At 72.5% G+C, this 19,484-nt stretch carries 17 protein-coding genes, 1 other RNA gene and 2 pseudogenes; 17 read left to right on the top strand and 3 right to left on the bottom strand.

What is annotated here, in order from left to right:
• The coding region (locus tag EES43_RS10380) for an LPXTG cell wall anchor domain-containing protein (protein ID WP_164493149.1) at positions 1-426 on the top strand (426 nt) is incomplete at its 5' end.
• A gap of 163 nt (positions 427-589) precedes the next feature.
• Here the strand turns inward: EES43_RS10380 and EES43_RS10375 are convergent.
• Entirely contained in the window at positions 590-790 is a 201-nt protein-coding gene (locus tag EES43_RS10375; protein ID WP_124268468.1) for a hypothetical protein, read from the bottom strand.
• 258 nt (positions 791-1,048) lie between these two features.
• On the opposite strand from EES43_RS10375, the gene ftsE reads away from it, so the two are divergent.
• From ftsE to ssrA, 5 genes are all read left to right on the top strand, one after another.
• Positions 1,049-1,738, top strand: a complete 690-nt coding sequence (gene ftsE / locus EES43_RS10370; protein ID WP_124268467.1) for a cell division ATP-binding protein FtsE — start codon at positions 1,049-1,051, stop codon at positions 1,736-1,738.
• Positions 1,739-1,761: 23 nt separating this feature from the next.
• Entirely contained in the window at positions 1,762-2,682 is a 921-nt protein-coding gene (gene ftsX / locus EES43_RS10365) for a permease-like cell division protein FtsX (protein ID WP_124268466.1), read from the top strand.
• 68 nt (positions 2,683-2,750) lie between these two features.
• Positions 2,751-3,947: a S41 family peptidase gene (locus EES43_RS10360; protein ID WP_124268465.1), complete on the top strand. Its 1,197-nt coding sequence runs from the start codon at positions 2,751-2,753 to the stop codon at positions 3,945-3,947.
• Positions 3,948-3,965: 18 nt separating this feature from the next.
• Positions 3,966-4,454, top strand: coding sequence for an SsrA-binding protein SmpB (gene smpB, locus EES43_RS10355; RefSeq protein WP_124268464.1), 489 nt, complete (start codon positions 3,966-3,968; stop codon positions 4,452-4,454).
• Between the two features lie 119 nt (positions 4,455-4,573).
• Positions 4,574-4,961: a transfer-messenger RNA gene (gene ssrA, locus EES43_RS10350) on the top strand.
• A 27-nt stretch (positions 4,962-4,988) separates the two neighbouring features.
• Here ssrA and EES43_RS10345 read toward each other — a convergent pair.
• Entirely contained in the window at positions 4,989-6,236 is a 1,248-nt protein-coding gene (locus EES43_RS10345) for an MFS transporter (protein ID WP_241192367.1), read from the bottom strand.
• Positions 6,237-6,337: 101 nt separating this feature from the next.
• Here EES43_RS10345 and EES43_RS10340 point away from each other — a divergent pair, with 101 nt between their 5' ends.
• From EES43_RS10340 to EES43_RS10310, 7 genes and pseudogenes are all read left to right on the top strand, one after another.
• Positions 6,338-7,309, top strand: a complete 972-nt coding sequence (locus EES43_RS10340) for a LysR family transcriptional regulator (protein WP_124268463.1) — start codon at positions 6,338-6,340, stop codon at positions 7,307-7,309.
• A gap of 168 nt (positions 7,310-7,477) precedes the next feature.
• Positions 7,478-7,798: pseudogene (locus EES43_RS10335) on the top strand (winged helix-turn-helix domain-containing protein); the annotation flags it as partial.
• 95 nt (positions 7,799-7,893) lie between these two features.
• Positions 7,894-8,466, top strand: a complete 573-nt coding sequence (locus tag EES43_RS10330; protein WP_124268462.1) for a GNAT family N-acetyltransferase — start codon at positions 7,894-7,896, stop codon at positions 8,464-8,466.
• A gap of 134 nt (positions 8,467-8,600) precedes the next feature.
• On the top strand, positions 8,601-9,383 hold the full coding sequence (locus tag EES43_RS10325) for a CGNR zinc finger domain-containing protein (protein ID WP_241192366.1): 783 nt from the start codon (positions 8,601-8,603) through the stop codon (positions 9,381-9,383).
• Between the two features lie 83 nt (positions 9,384-9,466).
• Complete coding sequence (locus EES43_RS10320) at positions 9,467-11,851, top strand: HelD family protein (RefSeq protein ID WP_124268461.1); 2,385 nt, start codon at positions 9,467-9,469, stop codon at positions 11,849-11,851.
• Positions 11,852-12,333: 482 nt separating this feature from the next.
• Positions 12,334-13,770 (top strand): NAD-dependent malic enzyme, encoded by a 1,437-nt coding sequence (locus EES43_RS10315; RefSeq protein WP_124268460.1) that lies wholly within the window; start codon positions 12,334-12,336, stop codon positions 13,768-13,770.
• 376 nt (positions 13,771-14,146) lie between these two features.
• Positions 14,147-14,428, top strand: a complete 282-nt coding sequence (locus EES43_RS10310; protein WP_003968811.1) for an HU family DNA-binding protein — start codon at positions 14,147-14,149, stop codon at positions 14,426-14,428.
• 495 nt (positions 14,429-14,923) lie between these two features.
• Here the strand turns inward: EES43_RS10310 and murA are convergent, their stop codons facing one another.
• Entirely contained in the window at positions 14,924-16,264 is a 1,341-nt protein-coding gene (murA, locus tag EES43_RS10305; RefSeq protein ID WP_124268459.1) for a UDP-N-acetylglucosamine 1-carboxyvinyltransferase, read from the bottom strand.
• Positions 16,265-16,539: 275 nt separating this feature from the next.
• On the opposite strand from murA, the gene EES43_RS10300 reads away from it, so the two are divergent.
• From EES43_RS10300 to EES43_RS31250, 4 genes and pseudogenes are all read left to right on the top strand, one after another.
• Positions 16,540-17,136: a YqgE/AlgH family protein gene (locus tag EES43_RS10300; RefSeq protein ID WP_206430025.1), complete on the top strand. Its 597-nt coding sequence runs from the start codon at positions 16,540-16,542 to the stop codon at positions 17,134-17,136.
• A 30-nt stretch (positions 17,137-17,166) separates the two neighbouring features.
• Entirely contained in the window at positions 17,167-17,463 is a 297-nt protein-coding gene (locus EES43_RS10295) for a DUF3039 domain-containing protein (protein ID WP_124268457.1), read from the top strand.
• 260 nt (positions 17,464-17,723) lie between these two features.
• Positions 17,724-19,028 (top strand): extracellular solute-binding protein, encoded by a 1,305-nt coding sequence (locus EES43_RS10290; RefSeq protein ID WP_124268456.1) that lies wholly within the window; start codon positions 17,724-17,726, stop codon positions 19,026-19,028.
• Between the two features lie 2 nt (positions 19,029-19,030).
• Positions 19,031-19,484, top strand: a pseudogene (locus EES43_RS31250) (sugar ABC transporter permease); the annotation flags it as partial.

Genomic DNA, 19,484 nt, shown 5'->3' with positions numbered 1-19,484 from the left:
GGTGGCGCTGACGGTGGCGCTGACGGCGGTTCCGGCAACAACGGCGGTTCGGGCAACAACGGCGGTTCCGGCAACAGCGGCGGCTCGGGCAACACGGGCGGCAGCGGCGACACCGGCGGCTCCGGCGACCAGGGCGGCTCCGCCACCTCCGGCTCCGCGACCTCCGGCTCTTCCGGCTCCGCGACCGGTGGCGACGACGCCGGGGACTGCACCGTCGACTCCGACGTCGTGGCCTGCGACGACAACACGGACACCGACAGCGTCGGCAACCAGCCGGTCGAGCAGAGCAAGGGCAAGGAAGAGCTCGCCGAGACCGGTGCGGCCGAGACCACGTTCCTCGTGATCGGCGCCGCGACCATGATCGCCGGCGGAATCGGCTTCCGCATCCTGCCGCGCCTGGTCGGCGGCGGACGCACGGTCGCCTAGCGGCCTCCCGCGTACGGGCCCGAGGCCCGTACGCGGGACGGCGCGGCACAGTGAAGGGCCCGGGAGGCCGTACAGCGCCTCCCGGGCCCCTTCGCGTGTCCGATCCGCTCCCGCGGCCGTACGCGGACGTCTACCGGCCGGTAAGGGCCGGTGTCGGCCTTTCTCAGGCCGCTTGGTGGGCCAGCAGCGCGAGCGCCGCCAGCAGCAGCACCATCAGCGCGATCAGCATGGCCGGATTCATCCCCGCCAGCGGGCCGTGGCCCTGCTCCTCCAGCATCTGCTGCCGTACGGCACGGCAGACACGGCACCGCCCCTCACTCACGGGCGACGCGCAGTTCGCGCACACCAGTCGGTCGTAGGTCATGCGCATTCCTCCTCCCGCGCGGCGGAGCCGCCCACTGCTGTCTCTCCGCACAACGCTCCGGGAAACGCGACTGTTCCCCCCACCACTGTGCCAGCTCGCGCGGGTTTCGGCGCGGCCCGCCGGACAAGGTCCGGCACGACCGTTTCGTTCCTGACGCCCATCCGCCATAAAACGCCCATTGCCGGACGCCGCCTGCGCGCGCGAGCCGGGTTCGCGTATGGTCACGCTCACCTACTCCCGGCCGACCGTGGTGCATCCGTGATCCGATTCGACAACGTCTCCAAGACCTACCCGAAGCAGACCCGACCGGCTCTGCGCGATGTCTCGCTCGACATCGAGAAGGGTGAGTTCGTCTTCCTGGTGGGCTCCTCCGGCTCCGGCAAGTCGACCTTCATGCGGCTGATCCTGCGCGAGGAGCGCGCCAGCACCGGCATGGTCCACGTGCTCGGCAAGGACCTCGCGCGGCTGTCCGACTGGAAGGTGCCGCAGATGCGCCGCCAGCTGGGCACGGTCTTCCAGGACTTCCGCCTGCTGCCCAACAAGACCGTCGCGCAGAACGTGGCCTTCGCCCAGGAGGTCATCGGCAAGCCGCGCGGCGAGATCCGCAAGGCGGTGCCCCAGGTCCTCGACCTCGTCGGACTCGGCGGCAAGGAGGAGCGGATGCCCGGCGAGCTCTCCGGCGGTGAGCAGCAACGCGTGGCCATCGCCCGCGCCTTCGTCAACCGTCCGATGCTGCTGATCGCGGACGAGCCGACCGGCAACCTCGACCCGCAGACCTCCGTCGGCATCATGAAGCTGCTGGACCGGATCAACCGGACCGGCACCACCGTGATCATGGCGACCCACGATCAGAACATCGTCGACCAGATGCGCAAGCGCGTCATCGAGCTCGAGCAGGGCCGTCTCGTACGTGACCAGGCACGCGGCGTCTACGGCTACCAGCACTGAGCATCGAGCACTGAAAGGACGCCATGCGCGCCCAGTTCGTCCTGTCGGAGATCGGCGTCGGTCTCCGTCGCAACCTCACGATGACCTTCGCCGTCGTGGTCTCCGTCGCCCTCTCGCTCGCCCTGTTCGGCGGCGCGCTGCTCATGCGCGAGCAGGTCAGCACGATGAAGGACTACTGGTACGACAAGGTCAACGTCTCCATCTTCCTCTGCAACAAGAACGACGCCAAGGACATGCCCAAGTGCGCCAAGGGCGCTGTCACGGCGGAGCAGAAGAAGCAGATCAAGGCCGACCTGGAGAAGATGGAGGCCGTGCAGAAGCCGGTTCACTTCGAGACGGTCGACGAGGCGTACAAGCACTACCAGGAGCAGTTCGGGGACACCCCGATGGCGGGCAACATCACGCCCGACCAGATGCAGGAGTCCTTCCGGGTCAAGCTGAAGGACCCGCAGAAGTACAAGGTCGTCGCGACGGCCTTCGCCGGACGGGACGGGGTGCAGTCCGTCCAGGACCAGCGGTCCATCCTGGACGACCTCTTCGAGCTGATGAACGGCATGAACGCCGTCGCGATCTACGTGATGATCCTCATGCTCGTCATCGCGCTCATCCTGATCGTCAACACCGTGCGCGTCTCGGCGTTCAGCCGCAGGCGTGAGACGGGCATCATGCGGCTCGTCGGCGCGTCCGGCTTCTACATCCAGGCCCCGTTCATCATGGAGGCCGCCGTCGCCGGCCTGATCGGCGGCGTGCTCGCCTGCGGCATGCTGCTCGGCGGACGCTACTTCCTGATCGACGGCGGCCTGGCGCTCCAGGAGAAGCTGGATCTGATCAACTTCATCGGCTGGGACGCGGTTCTGACGAAGCTTCCGCTGGTGCTCGCGATCGGCCTCCTGATGCCCGCCGTTGCCGCTCTCTTCGCGCTCCGCAAGTACCTGAAGGTGTGACATGTGCCCCCTGGGGCGCACGGGTGAGTGCCCGTACGCCCCCGGGGGCCTGTCCTAGACTCGGCGCCATGCCGGGCCACGAGCATCGCCTCCGGCCCCGCGGCCTGTGCCGCGGGGCGGCCCTGACATGGGTCTTCGGCTGCGTCCTCGCGACGGCCGCGGCGACCGGTTCGCTGCCGCGGGACCCCGCGCCCGCGCCCGGTCCGCCCGCCCGGGCCGTCTCCTCCACCTCCTCCACCGTCGCCCCGGTCGACCGTGCGGAGATCGAGGAGGCCGCGGCCGAAGCGGCGGCCGACGGGAAGTCCGTGAAGGACGCCGCCGAAGAGGTCGTCAGCCGCAGCGGGGACCGCTGGAGCGCCGTCTACGACGAGCGGGAGTACGAGGAGTTCGAGCAGGCCCTGGACGGCTCGTACACCGGTGTGGGCCTGTCCGCCCGGCGGACCGCCCACGGCGACGTCACGGTCTCCCGCGTCCAGCCCGGCGGCCCGGCGTCCCGGGCCGGCATCCGCGAGGGCGACCTGCTGCGCACGGTCGACGGCCGGCCGGTCGCCCGGCGTCCCGTGGCGGAGGTGGTCGCGCTGCTGCGCGGCGACGGTACGCGGGCCCGCGAGGGCAGCCGGGTCGTCCTCGGACTCGTACGGGACGGGCGGCGCTGGACCGAGGCCCTGGAGCGGGCCCGGCTGTCGACGGACGCGGTCAGCGTGAGCAGCCTCGGCGGCGAGCGCCCCCCGGCCGTCCTGGTCAAGGTCGCCGCCTTCACCAAGGGCGCGGGCGCCGAGGTCAGGGACGCGGTCCGCGAGGCCCCCGCCGGGGCCGGGATACTCCTCGACCTGCGGGCCAACTCCGGCGGACTGGTCAGCGAGGCCGTCGCCGCCGCCTCCGCGTTCCTGGACGGCGGCTTGGTCGCCACGTACGACGTCCGCGGCGACCAGCGGGCCCTGTACGCCGAGCCGGACGGCGACACCGAGCGGCCGGTCGTGGTCCTGGTCGACGGGGGCACGATGAGCGCCGCCGAACTGCTGACCGGGGCCCTCCAGGACCGGGGCCGCGCGGTCACCGTCGGATCGCCCACCTTCGGCAAGGGGTCCGTGCAGATGCCGAGCAGGCTCCCGGGCGGCTCGGTGGCCGAGCTGACCGTCGGGCACTACCGCACTCCGGCCGGCCGGAACGTCGACGGCCGGGGCATCACACCCGACCTCGTGGTGGGGGAGCGGGCCCAGCAGCGGGCCGAGACGGTATTGAGTGGCCTCGGGGGCGGGTCGTAGTGCGAAAATGACCGCACTATGGCGAAGGAAAAAGACACCGGGCGCAAGATGGTCGCGCAGAACAAGAAGGCGCGGCACGACTACACGATCCTCGACACCTACGAGTGCGGCCTCGTCCTGATGGGGACGGAGGTCAAGTCCCTGCGCATGGGCCGGGCCTCCCTGGTCGACGGGTTCGTGCAGATCGACGACCACGAGGCGTGGCTGCACAACATCCACGTCCCCGAGTACGTCCAGGGCACGTGGACCAACCACGCGGCCAAGCGGAAGCGCAAGCTGCTGCTGCACCGGGCCGAGATCGACAAGCTGGAGTCCAAGTCGCAGGAGACGGGCCACACCATCGTGCCGCTCGCGCTCTACTTCAAGGACGGCCGGGTCAAGGTCGAGATCGCGCTCGCGAAGGGCAAGAAGGAGTACGACAAGCGGCAGACGCTGCGCGAGAAGCAGGACACCAGGGAGACGAACCGCGCCGTCGCGGCGGCCCGTCGGCGGCAGCGGAGCGCCTGAGCGGGTCCGGCCCGGGGCGCGGGAGCGGCCGGGCGGGAATACGCTGGCATCGCCCTGGGTCGGTCACGTAGGATGGGCCGTGCACCTCAGCGAAGGTGTGCGTTTTGAAAAATCAACATGGGGATGATCGGTTTCGACAGCGGATGTCGAAGCAGGGGAAGCGAGTCGAGGAAGCGGCAATGATCTCGTAAACCATATGTCGCAAACAATAATCGCCAATTCCAAGCGCGATTCCTCCGCCTTCACTCTTGCTGCCTAATCAGTAGCTGAGCGAAGACTCCGCGGAGTGTCAGCCCGGGGCTGATCCCGACCCGGATCCTGGCATCAACTAGGGATCTAAACTTCTCGGCCCGGCCACGGGGCCGAGAAGGAAACCAAACAGTGGCTGAGCCTGTCGGAGGCTTGTTCGCGTGACCTCCGGGGCCGAGAAAAGCGTAGCGAACTGCACTCGGAGAAGCCCTGGTTCCGCACCGTTGGACGCGGGTTCGATTCCCGCCATCTCCACCACCCCATGTAAGCCTCCGCCCCGCGAGTTCAGCTCGCGGGGCGGAGGCTTTTCCGCGTCACGGCCCAGCCCGCCGCCGCGACGAGCAGCGCCAGTCCGGCCGCGCACATCGGAGCGGCGTAGCCGGTCACCGTGCCGGCGTGCTCCACCAGTGCGCCGCCGGTGGCCGCACCGGCCGCGACGCCGCCCAGCAGGGCGGTGACCGCCAGGGTCATGCCCTCGTTCAGCCGGTCGGTGGGAACGCGGCGCTGGACCAGCGTCATACCGGTGACCATGGTCGGGGCGGTCGCGGCGCCCGCCACCAGCAGGCAGACCGCGAGGACGGGCAGCGGGCCGCCGCCGGCCGCGGCGAGCAGCGGCAGGGACATCAGGGCGGTCATGGCGGCCAGGCAGCCCAGCAGTCGGCGGTGGACGTCACGGGCGGGGCGCAGCGAACCGTAGACCAGCCCCGCCACGCACGATCCGGCGGCCTGGAGCGCCAGGATCGCGCCCCCGGCGTGGGCGATGGAGACGACCTCCATCGATCCGAAGACCGCTCCGGTGGCGAGGAAGACGGCCAGCAGCGCGGGCATGCCGGGTACGCGCAGCGGAGAGCGCGCCTTCGTGCGCGGGGCGACCGGCGGCTCCGTCGCCCGCTGGGCGGCGAAGACCAGGACGCCGGTCATCATCAGCACGGCGCCGACCAGCGTGCCCGCCTCGGGGAACAGCGCCCCGCACAGCGTCGCGGCCAGGACCGGGCCGAGCATGAAGCACAGCTCGTCGACGGCCTGCTCGAAGGAGTTCGCGGTGTGCAGGGCCGCCGGGTCGCCCCGGTGCAGGTGCGCCCACCGGGCCCGGGACATGCCGCCGGTGTTCGGGCTGGTGGCGGTCGCGGCGTAGGCGGCGAAGAGCGTCCAGTCCGGGGCGTCGTAGCGCACGCACAGCAGCAGGGCCAGCGAGCCGAGCACGGCGATCGCGGTGGCCGGCACGGCCACGCGGGCCTGCCCGTGGCGGTCCACCAGCCGCGCGGTGAACGGGGCGACCACGGCGGTGGCGGCCAGACCGGTCGCGGTGACGGCTCCGGCCAGGGCGTACGAGTCGCGGGACCCGGCGATCATGATGACCGCGCTGACGCTGAACATCCCCATCGGCAGCCGGGCGATCAGGTTGCCCGCGGTGAACGCGCGGGCTCCGGGGGTCGCGAGCAGCCTCAGGTAGGCGTTGGCGGGGGCGCGGGGCGGCTCCTCGGTGCGGGCGGGAGAGGGCGCGGCGGTGGGCTCGGCGGAGGACGGCGGCATGGCCCCAGCCTCGTCGGACCGCGGCTTCGCGGTCCAACACCTTCCGCGCACCGATTCACGCACCTGTGTGATCAATGGGCTCCGCGTTGTAGATTCGCGGCGTGGCCACCCCCGACGTCGACCCCCGTCTCCTGCGCGCCTTCCTGGCCGTCGCGGAGGAGCTGCACTTCACCCGGGCCGCCGCCGGGCTGTTCGTCGCCCAGCAGGCGCTGAGCCGGGACATCCGCAGGCTGGAGCGCGAACTCGGCGCGGAGCTGTTCCTGCGCACCACCCGGCAGGTCGCCCTCACCCCGGACGGCGAACGCCTCCTGCCGTACGCCCGCCGGGTCCTGGACGCCCACACCGAACTCGCCGCCGCCTTCGACGGCCCGGCGGCCCGGCCGCTCCTGGTCGACCTGAACAGCGACGGCATGACCGCCGCCCGGGTGCTGGAGCGGGCCCGCGAACTCGTCCCGGAGTGCGAGCTGATGGCCCGGTTCGAGTCCGGTCTCACCCGGGCCGCCGCCGAGATCCTGGCCGGCCGGCTGGACGCCTCCTTCGGCCGGGCCGCCGGGCTGGCCCCCGCGGTGCGCGCCCGGCTGCACGTACAGCCCGTGCGGTACGAGCCGATGGCGGTGCTGCTGCCCGACTCCCACCCGCTGGCTCCGCGCGAGGCCGTCGGGCTCTCCGAACTGGCCGGGGAGACCGTCTACGCGGGCGCGGGCAACGAACGCACCCGGGAGTGGACGGACCTCGCCGCGCTGCTGTTCGCACCGTGGGACATCCGGATGGCCCCGCCCACTCCGCTCGCCGTGGGGGTGGCCGAATTCCAGCGCGTCATGTCCAAGGCCGGCCACCCGGTGCTGGCGGTCGTGGACTTTCCGCCGCTGCCGGGGACCGTCGTGCGCCCGCTCGTGGACCCGGTTCCGCTCTCACCTCTGGCGCTGGTCTGGCGCAAGGGCCTCGACCACCCGGGGATCGACGCCCTGCGCACCGCCGCGGCCCAGTTGGGAGCCGCCCGGGGATGGATGGCGCCGCCGCCGGGCTCGTGGCTGCCCGAGGGCGACCTGGCACTGATGCGCGACCGTCCCTGACCGACGGCGTTCAGGGCTCGGCGGCGGCGTAACGGCCGGGAAACGCGGGGGAAGCGGTCCCGTGACGCGGAGTCGGCAGTCTCGGGTCCCGCACGTCGCCCAGCGGTCGGACCCGGGAGCCGGATGCACGCCATGCACGACGACACGACGCCCGGCGCTCGGCCGGCCGCCGCCGCGCGCGTCCTGCGTGTGGCGGGTCACCGCGTCGAGATCCGCGGCCACGCGGTGCTCGTCGACGGCCGCCCGCGCCCCGCGCCGCCCGCCGCCATGGCCCTGCTGCACGCGCTGGCCCGCCGCCCCGGCCGGGTGGTGGCCCGCGCCGACCTGCTGCGCGTGCTGCCCGGCGGCGGGAGCGACGAGCACGCGGTGGAGACGGCGATGGCCCGGCTGCGCGCCGCGCTGGGCGCGCCCGGGCTGATCCGGACCGTGGTCAAGCGCGGCTACCGGCTGGCGCTGGACCCGCCGGACGACGCGGTCGCGGACCGTTGAGCCGCCCCGATCCGCCGTACGGGAGCGGCGTTCGCCGGAAACCGGAGGGGCCTCCCGCCGGGGCCCGGCGGCGGGACATCCCTTAGCGTGCCCGGATGACCGACCACCGCCACCACCACCGCCCGCTCGCCGCGGACGTGACCTTCCGGCCCGCCGTGATCGAGGACGCCCCCTCCTTCGCCGCCGCCCTCGCCCGCAACCGCGCGTACATGAGCCGGTGGGAGCCCGTGCGACCCGTGTCCTTCTTCACCGCCGAGGGGCAGGCCGCCCGGCTCGCCGAGCTGCTCGCCGACCGGGACGCCGGGCGCGCCATGCCCTGGGTGCTCGCCGACGGCCAGGGCCAGGTGATCGCCGGGTTCACCCTCTCCCGGATCGCGCTGGGCCCCTACCGCAGCGGCCTGCTCGGCTACTGGGTCGATGCCGGACGGGCCGGCCGGGGACTGGCCACCGCCGCCGTCGGCGCGGTCTGCGAGGCCGCCCGCGACGACCTCGGACTGCACCGGATCGAGGCGGCGACCGTCATCGACAACGCCGCCTCGCAACGGGTGCTGGCCAAGAGCGGCTTCGAGCGGTTCGGCACCGCCCCCGGCTACCTGCACATCGCCGGCCGGTGGCGCGACCACCACCTCTTCCAGCGGCTCCTGCACGACGACCCGCCGCCCTCCTGACGCCGGCCGGTCCCGCCGCCGCTTCGGCCCCGAGCCGTTCCGGGCGGAAGCGGCGGCGGGGGTTACGGGCGGGCCCCGGTGCGGGCACTCTGGGGAGGGCGGCCGGGCGGTCGACCCGAGGTGGTGACGGGCTCATGGCGACGAGCAGGGGTGCGCACGTGTGGCGGTTCGACTCCGGCCGGATCTGCCTCGACCTGGTGGCCACCGGAAGCGCCGGCGGAACGCCCGGCGCGCGCGAACAGCTCGACGCCCCCGGCCGCCTCGCCGACTGGCTGACCGCCGCCGGTCTGGTCCCGCCCGGCACCGCGCTGCCCGCGCTGGACGGCTCCTGGGTGGCCCGGTTCCGCGAACTGCGCTCGGACGTCGACCGGCTGATGGCGGCTCAGCTCGGCGGACCCGCCGCCGAGGGCCACCTCGACCGGGTCAACGCCCTCGCGTCGACGGCCCCGCCGGGCCTGCGCGCGGTGCGCGGCGAGGGCGGCGCGCTCGTACGGAGCCTGAGCGCCGAACCCGACTGCGCGGCGCTCCTGGCCGTCGTGGCCCGGGACGCGGTCGACCTGCTCACCGACCCGGTCGCCGGGGCCGCGCTGCGCCGCTGCGCGGGAGACGCCTGCCGCCGCCTCTACCTGGACACCTCGCGCGGCGGGCGGCGGCGCTGGTGCTCCGGAGAGGTCTGCGGCAACCGCGAACGGGTCGCCCGGCACCGGCGGCGCACGGCCACCGCCCGCACCGCCGCGGACGCCGGAACGGACGGCGCGGACAGCGGAGCGGACGGCACGGACACCGGCACCGGCGGCGCGGACACCGGCACCGGCGGCGCGGACGGAGACCGTCCGTGCGTCGCACGATCCGGCGGCCCGGACGCGAACGGCCGCCCACCGCCGACGCCCGGTTCGCCCGGCCGGGGCGATGCGTGAATGCCTCCCGTGCGGCAGGTGCGCTCCGGCCCCCCTTCGCATAAGGTTGACGGCTGCCCAGTGCACGTCAGAAGGGGGCCTCGGTGGCCGCGCAGGATGCCGCTGTCGATTCGCTGCGGGACCGGGAGACCGGTGTCGAACAGGAACACTTGGACCGCGTTTACCACCGCCTTGAGGAGAAGATCGACGAGGCGGAATTTCTCATGCACGACGCCGTCAAACGCGGGCAGGTCGGTACGCCCGGCGCCCTCGCGGAGCGGGACGCCCAGGTGTTCCGGGCGGGCGTCCACCTCAACCGGCTCAACAGCGAGTTCGAGGACTTCCTCTTCGGGCGGATCGATCTGCTGCTCGGCAAGGACGGTGAACGCGGACCGGACGGCGCGTACACCTCCGTCGAGCCCGCCGACGACGCCGTACGCGAGGACGCCACCGCCGACATCGCCGAGACGCTGCACATCGGCCGGATCGGGGTGCTGGACTCCGACTACGCGCCGCTGGTGATCGACTGGCGGGCCCCGGCCGCCGCCCCGTTCTACCGCTCCACGCCGAAGGAGCCGGGCCGGGTGGTGCGCCGCCGGGTGATCCGCTCCAAGGGCCGCCGGGTCCTCGGGGTCGAGGACGACCTCATGCGCCCGGAGCTGACGGCGTACCTGGACGGCGAGAAGCTGCCGGTGATCGGCGACGGCGCCCTGATGGCGGCGCTCGGCCAGGCCCGCAGCCACACCATGCGGGACATCGTCGCCTCCATCCAGGCCGAACAGGACCTGGTGATCCGGGCCCCCGCCGCCTCCGTCACGGAGGTCGCCGGCGGCCCCGGCACGGGCAAGACGGCCGTCGCCCTGCACCGGGCCGCCTACCTCCTCTACCAGGACCGGCGGCGGTACGCGGGCGGCATCCTCGTCGTCTCGCCGACGCCGCTCCTGGTCGCCTACACCGAAGGCGTACTGCCCTCGCTCGGCGAGGAGGGCCAGGTCGCCATCCGCGCGGTCGGCTCGCTGTCCGACGAGGCGGCGGGCCCCGAGGGCGCCACCGTCTACGACGAACCGGCCGTGGCCCGCGTCAAGGGCTCCTCCCGGATGCTCCACGTGCTGCGCAAGGCGTCCCGGGGCGCATTGGAGCAGCCGGGCGCCGGATCCGCGCCGCGCGGCGGCCAGATGTCCTTCGGCGAGGAGCCGGCCGACGCCGAGGCGACGGCTCCGGCCACCCCCACCCGGCTCCGGGTGGTCGCGTTCGGGGCCCGGATCGAGCTGGAGGCCGACGAGCTCCAGCGGATCCGGCACAACGCGCTCGGCGGCAGCGCCCCCGTCAACCTGCTGCGCCCGCGCGCCCGCAAGCTGCTGCTGGACGCCCTGTGGAACAAGTCGTCGGGCCGGGGCCGCTACACCGATCCGGAACTGGCGGCGGAGCTGCGCTCCTCCTTCGACGAGGACGTCTCCACCGAGACGCCGTTCCTGGAGTTCCTGAACGCCTGGTGGCCGGAGCTGACCCCGCGCCGGGTACTGGCCGCGATGGCGGACGAGAAGCGCCTGGGCCGCTGGTCGCGGCGCATCCTCAACCAGGGCGAGGTCCGGCGCGTGGCCCGGTCGCTGAAGCGGCTGGACGCGAACGGCGCCGGGCCGCTCTCGGTGCACGACGTGGCCGTCCTGGACGAGCTCCAGGCGCTGCTGGGGACCCCGGCCCGGCCCAGGAAGAAGCGCGACCTGGACCCGCTGGACCAGCTCTCCGGCCTGGAGGAGCTGATGCCGCAGCGCGAGGAGACGCAGCGCGAGCGCGCCGAGCGGCTGGCCGCGGAGCGCACCGAGTACGCGCACGTCATCGTCGACGAGGCGCAGGACCTGACGCCCATGCAGTGGCGCATGGTCGGCCGCCGGGGCCGGCACGCCACCTGGACGATCGTGGGCGACCCGGCGCAGTCCTCCTGGTCCGACCCGGACGAGGCCGCCGCCGCCCGCGACGAGGCGCTGGGCAGCCGTCCGCGCCGCCGCTTCACCCTCACCGTCAACTACCGCAACCCGGCGGAGATCGCCGAGCTGGCGTCCAAGGTGCTGGCGCTCGCCATGCCCGGCGCCGAGTCGCCGTCCGCGGTCCGCTCCACCGGGGTCGAACCGCGCTTCGCCCCGGTGCGCGACGGCGACCTGGCCGGCACGGTCCGGGAGGAGGCGCGCCGGATGCTGGAGACGGTCGACGGCACGGTCGGCGTGGTGGTGGCCATGAACCGGCGCGCCCAGGCCCGTACCTGGCTCGCGGAGCTGGGGGACCGGGTGGTGGCGCTGGGCAGCCTGGAGGCGAAGGGGCTGGAGTACGACGCCACGGTCGTCGTCTCGCCCGCGGAGATCGCGGACGAGTCCCCGGCCGGGCTGCGGGTGCTCTACGTGGCGCTGACCCGGGCCACACAGCAGTTGACGGTGGTGTCGGGGGAGCGGGACATGCCGGACGAGGACGGGGTGCCGGACCTGCTCAGGGACTGACCGGACCCCGGGCGCGGGCCGCCCTGCCTGGGAGCCCTCCGCCGGCCGGGCGAGAGTTTTCCAGCGTCAACCCGACGCACGGGGATCACTTCTCGGGGGTGTTTGTTAGGCTGGAGTCGGCACCGGCTCGATCCAAGCCCCCGGGCCCAACCTTCGTCGCTTCGAGCGACCACTTGCCGCGAGGCGAGCATGGCGGGTCGGTGCCGCTCAACCGAACAGACAGACCCGCGCCACCGGTCGGTGGCGCGGGTCTGTTCGTGTTGCGGGTCCGTTCGTGTCTCCGGGCTGTCCTGATTTCGTGGGTCCGTACCCACCGAGAGTTCCGCCGAACGGGCTAATTCTCGTATGGTGGAAAGTGCTTTCCGAAAATGTGGCCGCCATTACCGGCTACCCGTCGGTAGGTGCGACGATCGGGGAGCGTGTCCGGAGCGAGTGACTCCGGACGCGCGGCAATGAAGCTAGGGAAAGCGAAGGACTCGGCCATGGCAACGGCGCCCAGCGTCTCGTACTCGATGACGGTCAGGCTGGAGGTGCCCGCGAGCGGCACCGCGGTCTCCCAGCTCACCACGGCCGTGGAGTCCTCCGGGGGTTCGGTCACCGGCCTCGACGTGACCGCCTCCGGTCACGAGAAGCTGCGGATCGACGTCACCATCGCGGCCAGCTCCACCTCGCACGCGGACGAGATCGTCGAAGGTCTGCGCGACATCGAGGGCGTCGTGCTGGGCAAGGTGTCCGACCGTACGTTCCTGATGCACCTCGGCGGCAAGATCGAGATGGCGTCCAAGCACCCCATCCGCAACCGCGACGACCTCTCGATGATCTACACCCCCGGAGTCGCCCGGGTCTGCATGGCGATCGCCGAGAACCCCGAGGACGCCCGCCGCCTCACCATCAAGCGCAACTCCGTCGCAGTTGTGACGGACGGCTCCGCGGTGCTCGGCCTCGGCAACATCGGCCCGATGGCCGCGCTGCCCGTCATGGAGGGCAAGGCGGCCCTCTTCAAGCGCTTCGCCGGCATCGACGCGTGGCCGATCTGCCTGGACACCCAGGACACCGACGCGATCGTCGAGATCGTCAAGGCCATCGCCCCCGGCTTCGCGGGCATCAACCTGGAGGACATCTCCGCACCCCGCTGCTTCGAGATCGAGGCCCGGCTGCGCGAGGCGCTGGACATCCCGGTCTTCCACGACGACCAGCACGGCACCGCCATCGTCGTCCTCGCGGCCCTGACCAACGCCCTGCGCGTGGTGAACAAGGGCATCGGCGACGTACGGGTCGTCATGTCCGGCGCCGGAGCGGCCGGCACGGCCATCCTGAAGCTCCTGATCGCCGCGGGCGTCAAGCACGCCGTCGTCGCCGACATCCACGGCGTGGTGCACGCCGGCCGCGAGGACCTGGTCGCCGCCGACCCCGACTCGCCGCTGCGCTGGATCGCCGACAACACCAACCCCGAGGGCATCACCGGCACCCTCAAGCAGGCCGTCGTCGACGCGGACGTCTTCATCGGCGTCTCCGCCCCGAACGTGCTGAACGGCGCCGACGTCGCCGCGATGGCGGACGGCGCGATCGTGTTCGCGCTCGCGAACCCGGACCCGGAGGTCGACCCGGCGATCGCCCGCGAGACGGCGGCCGTCGTGGCCACCGGCCGCTCCGACTTCCCCAACCAGATCAACAACGTGCTGGTCTTCCCGGGCGTCTTCCGCGGCCTGCTGGACGCCCAGTCGCGCACCGTCAACACCGACATGATGCTCGCCGCGGCCGGCGCGCTGGCCGACGTCGTCGCCGAGGACGAGCTCAACGCGAACTACATCATCCCCTCGGTCTTCAACGACAAGGTCGCCGGAGCGGTCGCCGGAGCCGTCCGGGCCGCCGCCAAGTCCGCCGGAGCGGCCGAGGCAGCCCCCTCCCTCCCGGCCTGATCCACGGCCCCCGCGCGGCCCGCCGAGAGGCCGCGCGGGGCGCCCCGGACCGTACACACGCCCGCCGCACGGCGCGTCGCGGGTCGCGACGCCCCAAACGCCCCTTTAGGGTGGGCGGGCAACGGGCCCCGCTGGGCCCGGCATCCGCTGCGGACCGCTCGGTCAAGTCGACGGAGCGTCACCGCGAGCAAACCGTGGCGCTTTTCGTTGACGCCGAAGGGTTCCGGATTGGCTTTCCCGCCGCAGGTGGGGGCAGGATGCGTAATCGGGCGCGAGGGTCTGACATCAGACCCGGGTCCGGGGACTGTCAGAGGGCCCTGGCAGCATCGGCTTCGATCTCACGCCTCACAGGCAAGAAGAACACGGGAGTAACAACATGAACCGCAGTGAGCTGGTGGCCGCCCTGGCCGACCGCGCCGAGGTGACTCGCAAGGACGCCGACGCCGTGCTGGCCGCGCTCGCCGAGACCGTCGGGGAGATCGTCGCCAAGGGCGACGAGAAGGTCACCATCCCCGGCTTCCTGACCTTCGAGCGCACCCACCGTGCCGCTCGCACCGCTCGCAACCCGCAGACCGGCGACCCGATCAACATCCCCGCCGGCTACAGCGTGAAGGTCTCCGCGGGCTCGAAGCTCAAGGAAGCCGCCAAGGGCAAGTAAGCCCCACAGGCGCGAACGAGGGCGGCCACTCCCGACCGGGGGTGGCCGCCCTCACGCGTGCCCGGGGACGCGGACGGCATCCCGGCACCGGTCCGAGGGGCACGTCGGAGCCCGTCAGAGCCCGTCAGCGCCCGCTGGGACCTCCGGAGCAGCCGGCCCGGGGGCCGAGGCGTCCCGGCGGCTTCCGGCGGCTCCAGGGGCCCTTCGGCCCCCGTACGGCCGGTGCGGCGCCTCTGCGCGCCCGCCCGGCCCCTCATCGGCCCCCGGTCATCGGCCCCGGCCCTTCTCGGATCACCGGGAGCACCGGGGCACCGCCGCAGGAGGCCGCCCCACCTGGCCGCACCCCGGGCCCCGCCCCCCAACGCCGGCAGCCCGCCGCTCCGGGCCCGCGTACGGGGCCGGTGCGACGGGCTGCCGGAAGGAGCCGCGCGGTGCGCACGTGCGGTGCGCGATGTCGTGCGCAGTGCTGTGTGCGGCAGCACTGTGCGGGCGGGGTCAGACGAGCGGACCGCCCGGCAGCTCGACCTTCGCGCCGAGCTTTTCGAGCTTCTCCATGAAGTTCTCGTAGCCGCGGTTGATCAGGTCGATGCCGTGCACCCGGGAGGTGCCCTGCGCCGCCAGCGCCGCGATCAGGTACGAGAAGCCGCCGCGCAGGTCGGGGATGACCAGATCCGCGCCCTGGAGCTTCGTCGGGCCGGAGACGACCGCCGAGTGCAGGAAGTTGCGCTGGCCGAAACGGCAGTCCGAGCCGCCCAGGCACTCCCGGTAGAGCTGGATGTGTGCGCCCATCTGGTTGAGCGCGGAGGTGAAGCCGAGCCGCGACTCGTACACCGTCTCGTGGACGATCGACAGGCCGGCGGCCTGCGTCAGCGCCACCACCAGCGGCTGCTGCCAGTCGGTCTGGAAGCCGGGGTGGACGTCCGTCTCCAGCGCGATGGCGTTCAGCGCGCCGCCCGGGTGCCAGAAGCGGATGCCCTCGTCGTCGATCTCGAAGGCGCCGCCGACCCGGCGGAAGGTGTTCAGGAAGGTCATCATCGAACGCTGCTGCGCGCCGCGTACGTAGATGTTGCCCTCGGTCGCCAGCGCCGCCGACGCCCAGGAGGCCGCCTCCAGGCGGTCCGGGATCGCCCGGTGGGTGTACCCGTCGAGCTTGTCGACACCGGTGATCCGGATCGTCCGGTCGGTGTCCATGGAGATGATCGCGCCCATCTTCTGCAGTACGCAGATGAGGTCCTCGATCTCCGGCTCGACGGCCGCGTTGGACAGCTCGGTGACGCCCTCGGCGAGGACCGCCGTGAGCAGCACCTGCTCGGTGGAGCCCACCGACGGGTAGGGCAGCCGGATCTTGGTGCCGCGCAGCCGCTGCGGGGCCTCCAGGTACTGGCCGTCCGCCCGCTTCTCGATGGTCGCGCCGAACTGGCGCAGCACCTCGAAGTGGAAGTCGATCGGCCGGCCGCCGATGTCGCAGCCGCCCAGGCCCGGGATGAAGGCGTGGCCGAGGCGGTGCAGCAGTGGGCCGCAGAAGAGGATCGGGATGCGCGACGAGCCCGCGTGGGCGTCGATGTCGGCGACGTTCGCGCTCTCGACGTGCGAGGGGTCGAGGATCAGTTCGCCCGGCTCGTCGCCGGGGCGGACCGTGACGCCGTGGAGCTGGAGCAGTCCTCGCACCACCCGTACGTCACGGATGTCGGGAACGTTGCGGAGGCGGCTGGGCCCGCTGCCGAGCAGCGCGGCGACCATGGCCTTCGGCACCAGGTTCTTGGCGCCTCGGACGCGGATCTCGCCCTCCAGCGGGGTGCCGCCGTGGACAAGCAGGACATCGTCTGTGCCGGTCATGTATCTCGCGTTCCGGAGTGGTCGGGCAGGGGGCCAACGAGAAGGGTAATGGCCTCCTACCCCCCTTCCGTAAGGCGAAGGGGGGTGGCGGACGTCATGAATCCGCCACACCACCCTCCGCACTCCCGATCTTGCGGAGGGTCACCGTCCGGATCGCGGTCGCGCGATGCGCTCCCTCATGCCTCCGTGCGCCCTGAGCTGCGCTCGCTCGCGCGCGGTGGCCGGGTGGTCCGTGCGGTGCCCGCGAAGGGCCGGGATGCGGGATCATTTCTGTCATGACCGAGGTGTCCTCGCTCACAGGGCGACTGCTCGTGGCCGCACCCGCCCTCGCGGACCCGAATTTCGACCGCGCGGTGGTGCTGCTCCTCGACCACGACGAGGAGGGCTCCCTCGGCGTGGTCCTGAACCGCCCGACCTCGGTCGGCGTCGCCGACGTCCTCGCGTCCTGGGCCGGGCTGGCCGGCGAACCGGACGTCGTCTTCCAGGGCGGCCCGGTCTCGCTGGACTCGGCGCTCGGCGTGGCGGTGATCCCCGGCGACCCGGGCCCCGCCGGCTCCCCATCGCGCGCGGAGCGGGCGGACCCGATCGGGTGGCGGCGCGTGCACGGAGCGATCGGCCTGGTCGACCTGGAGACCCCGCCGGAACTGCTCGGACCGGCGCTCGGCTCGCTGCGCATCTTCGCCGGATACGCGGGCTGGGGCCCGGGTCAACTGGAGGGCGAGCTGGCGGAGGGGGCCTGGTACGTGGTCGAGTCGGAGCCGGGCGACGTGTCCTCCCCGCACCCGGAGCGCCTGTGGCGGGCGGTGCTGCGCCGCCAGCGCAGCGAGCTGGCGATGATCGCCACGTATCCCGACGACCCTTCGCTCAACTGACGGCTCCGGCCTTCAGTACCCTTGGCGGTTATGAGCACTCTTGAGCCCGAGCGCGGGGCAGGTACGGGGACCCTCGTAGAGCCGACGCCGCAGGTGTCGAACGGCGACGGCGACCACGAGCGCTACGCCCATTACGTCCAGAAGGACAAGATCATGGCGAGCGCCCTGGAGGGCACCCCCGTGGTCGCGCTGTGCGGGAAGGTCTGGGTACCGGGGCGCGACCCCAAGAAGTACCCGGTCTGTCCCATGTGCAAGGAGATCTACGAGTCCATGGGCGCCGGTGGCGACAAGGACAAGGGCAAGGGCGGCGGCAAGGACAAGAAGTAGGTCCACCGGCACCCTCCCCGAGGGCCCCCGGGACGCGCGGCGACGCGTGTCCCGGGGGCCCTCCGCGTGTTCCCGGGGCGCTTCGGTGTGCCCGGCCGCCGGGAGCGGGCGCCGCCTCGCGTTGCACGGGCTGCACCCGTGGGTCACAGAGTGGTAGAGACCACTTGTCGGCACCGGAGTCCGGACCTACTCTCCTGCCAGTTGTGCAGAACGAAACGCGCGTTGCGCATGTTGCAACACATGACCGGTAGGGGTTCCGGATGAAGTTTTCTGCCCGAATTGCCGCCCCGACCGCGGCCCTTGTGCTGGCCGGCCTCACCGCCACCGCCTGTGCGCCGCAGACCTCGGACACCCGTGCCAAGGGTGACGAGAAGAGCGGCACGCTCCGTGTCTGGCTCTTCCAGGAGGTCGGCAACAAGCCCAAGGAGAAGGTCGTCGACGCGGCCGTCGCCGATTTCGAGAAGGCCAACCAGGGCGCGGAGGTCGAGATCGCGTACATACCCGTCGACACCCGCGCCCAGCGGATCAAGGCCGCGTTCAACGACCCCGAGAGCGCCCCGGACCTCATCGAGTACGGCAACACCGACACCGCCGGATACGTGAAGGACGGCGGACTCGCGGACGTCACCGAGGAGTTCGCCGCCTGGGACGAGGCCAAGGACGCCGACCCGACCGCCCGGCAGTCCGTCACCGTCGGCGGCAAGGTCTACGGCGCCCCGTTCTTCGTCGGCGTACGGGCCCTGTACTACCGCACCGACGTCTTCGAGGAGCTGGGCGTCGAGGCCCCCGAGTCCCAGGCCGAGCTGATCTCCACCGCCAAGAAGATCCACCGGGCGAAGCCCGACCTCTACGGACTCGCGGTCGGCGGCGCGTACACCTACGGCGCGATGCCCTTCATCTGGGCCAACGGCGGCGAACTGGCCGGCGGGAGCGCGGGCAGGTACACGTCCGCCGTCAACAGCGAGAAGTCCCGCAAGGGCATCGAGGCGTACACCTCCCTGTTCGGTGACGACAACTGCCCGGCCGCCAAGTGCGCCTCCATGGGCGGCAACGCCACCGTGACCGCGTTCGCCTCCGGCAAGGCCGCCATGGCGATCGGCGGCGACTTCAGCCACGCGGCCGTGGAGGCCGGAGCGGTGAAGGGCAAGTACGCGGTGGTGCCGCTGCCCGGCGTCGCCGAGGGATCCATCGCCCCGGCCTTCGCCGGCGGCAACAACCTCGGCGTCCTCAGGAGCAGTTCGCACCGCACCCTCGCCGTCGGCCTGATGAAGTCGCTGGCCGGCAAGCAGACCCAGGCCAGGATGTTCGACGCGATGGGCTTCCTGCCCACCTACACCGACGTCCTGGACAACGCGGCGAAGAAGCAGCCCTTCGTCGCCCCGTTCGTCCGGACCCTCGACGCGGGCGCCAAGTCCGTCCCCGCCTCCCCGGCCTGGGCCCAGATCGACGCCTCGCTGATCCTGCCGACGATGTTCCAGGAGATCGTCAGCGGCCGTAAGGGCGTGGCGGCGGCCTCGGACGACGCGGCGAAGAAGATGGACGCGGCCTTCGCCGCCGCGGGCTGACGATGACCGCGCACACCCCCACTCTCCCGGCCCCCGGCCCGGCCGGTGGCGGGGCGGCGAAGACCCGCCACGCGACCGGCCGGCCGCCCCGGCGCCAACGCTCGGGCCCGCCCGCGCGGCAATCCGGCTGGACGCCCTGGCTCTACCTGCTGCCCGCCCTCGTCCTGCTCGCCGGGCTGCTGGTCTACCCGATCTACCAACTCGGCCTGATCTCGTTCCTGGAGTACACCCAGGCCCAGGTCAGCGGCGGCGAACCGACCACCTTCCAGGGCTTCGGCAACTACACCGCGCTCTTCGGCGACCGCCAGTTCCGGCAGGTCCTGCTGGCCACCGTGGTCTTCGCCGCGGCCTGTGTGCTGGCCACCCTGCTGACCGGCTGCGCACTCGCCGTCCTGCTGACCCGCGTCCGCGCCCTGCCCCGGCTGGCGCTGATGATGGCCGCGCTCGGCGCCTGGG

Origin of the sequence: Streptomyces sp. ADI96-02 (assembly GCF_003846185.1) — a bacterium.
Lineage (GTDB): Bacteria > Actinomycetota > Actinomycetes > Streptomycetales > Streptomycetaceae > Streptomyces.
The sequence above is the reverse complement of the archived record's forward strand: the minus strand, read 5'-3'. Positions and strand labels throughout refer to the sequence as shown.

Bases quoted from the DNA above. Each gene is read 5' to 3' on its own strand.
- murA (WP_124268459.1), bottom strand. From the start codon at position 16,264: ATGACCGGCACAGACGATGTCCTGCTTGTCCACGGCGGCACCCCGCTG.
- EES43_RS10290 (WP_124268456.1), top strand. From the start codon at position 17,724: ATGAAGTTTTCTGCCCGAATTGCCGCCCCGACCGCGGCCCTTGTGCTG.
- EES43_RS10300 (WP_206430025.1), top strand. From the start codon at position 16,540: ATGACCGAGGTGTCCTCGCTCACAGGGCGACTGCTCGTGGCCGCACCC.
- EES43_RS10295 (WP_124268457.1), top strand. From the start codon at position 17,167: ATGAGCACTCTTGAGCCCGAGCGCGGGGCAGGTACGGGGACCCTCGTA.
- EES43_RS10310 (WP_003968811.1), top strand. From the start codon at position 14,147: ATGAACCGCAGTGAGCTGGTGGCCGCCCTGGCCGACCGCGCCGAGGTG.
- EES43_RS10330 (WP_124268462.1), top strand. From the start codon at position 7,894: ATGACCGACCACCGCCACCACCACCGCCCGCTCGCCGCGGACGTGACC.
- EES43_RS10345 (WP_241192367.1), bottom strand. From the start codon at position 6,236: ATGCCGCCGTCCTCCGCCGAGCCCACCGCCGCGCCCTCTCCCGCCCGC.
- EES43_RS10360 (WP_124268465.1), top strand. From the start codon at position 2,751: ATGCCGGGCCACGAGCATCGCCTCCGGCCCCGCGGCCTGTGCCGCGGG.
- ftsX (WP_124268466.1), top strand. From the start codon at position 1,762: ATGCGCGCCCAGTTCGTCCTGTCGGAGATCGGCGTCGGTCTCCGTCGC.
- EES43_RS10375 (WP_124268468.1), bottom strand. From the start codon at position 790: ATGACCTACGACCGACTGGTGTGCGCGAACTGCGCGTCGCCCGTGAGT.
- EES43_RS10315 (WP_124268460.1), top strand. From the start codon at position 12,334: ATGGCAACGGCGCCCAGCGTCTCGTACTCGATGACGGTCAGGCTGGAG.
- EES43_RS10325 (WP_241192366.1), top strand. From the start codon at position 8,601: ATGGCGACGAGCAGGGGTGCGCACGTGTGGCGGTTCGACTCCGGCCGG.
- smpB (WP_124268464.1), top strand. From the start codon at position 3,966: ATGGCGAAGGAAAAAGACACCGGGCGCAAGATGGTCGCGCAGAACAAG.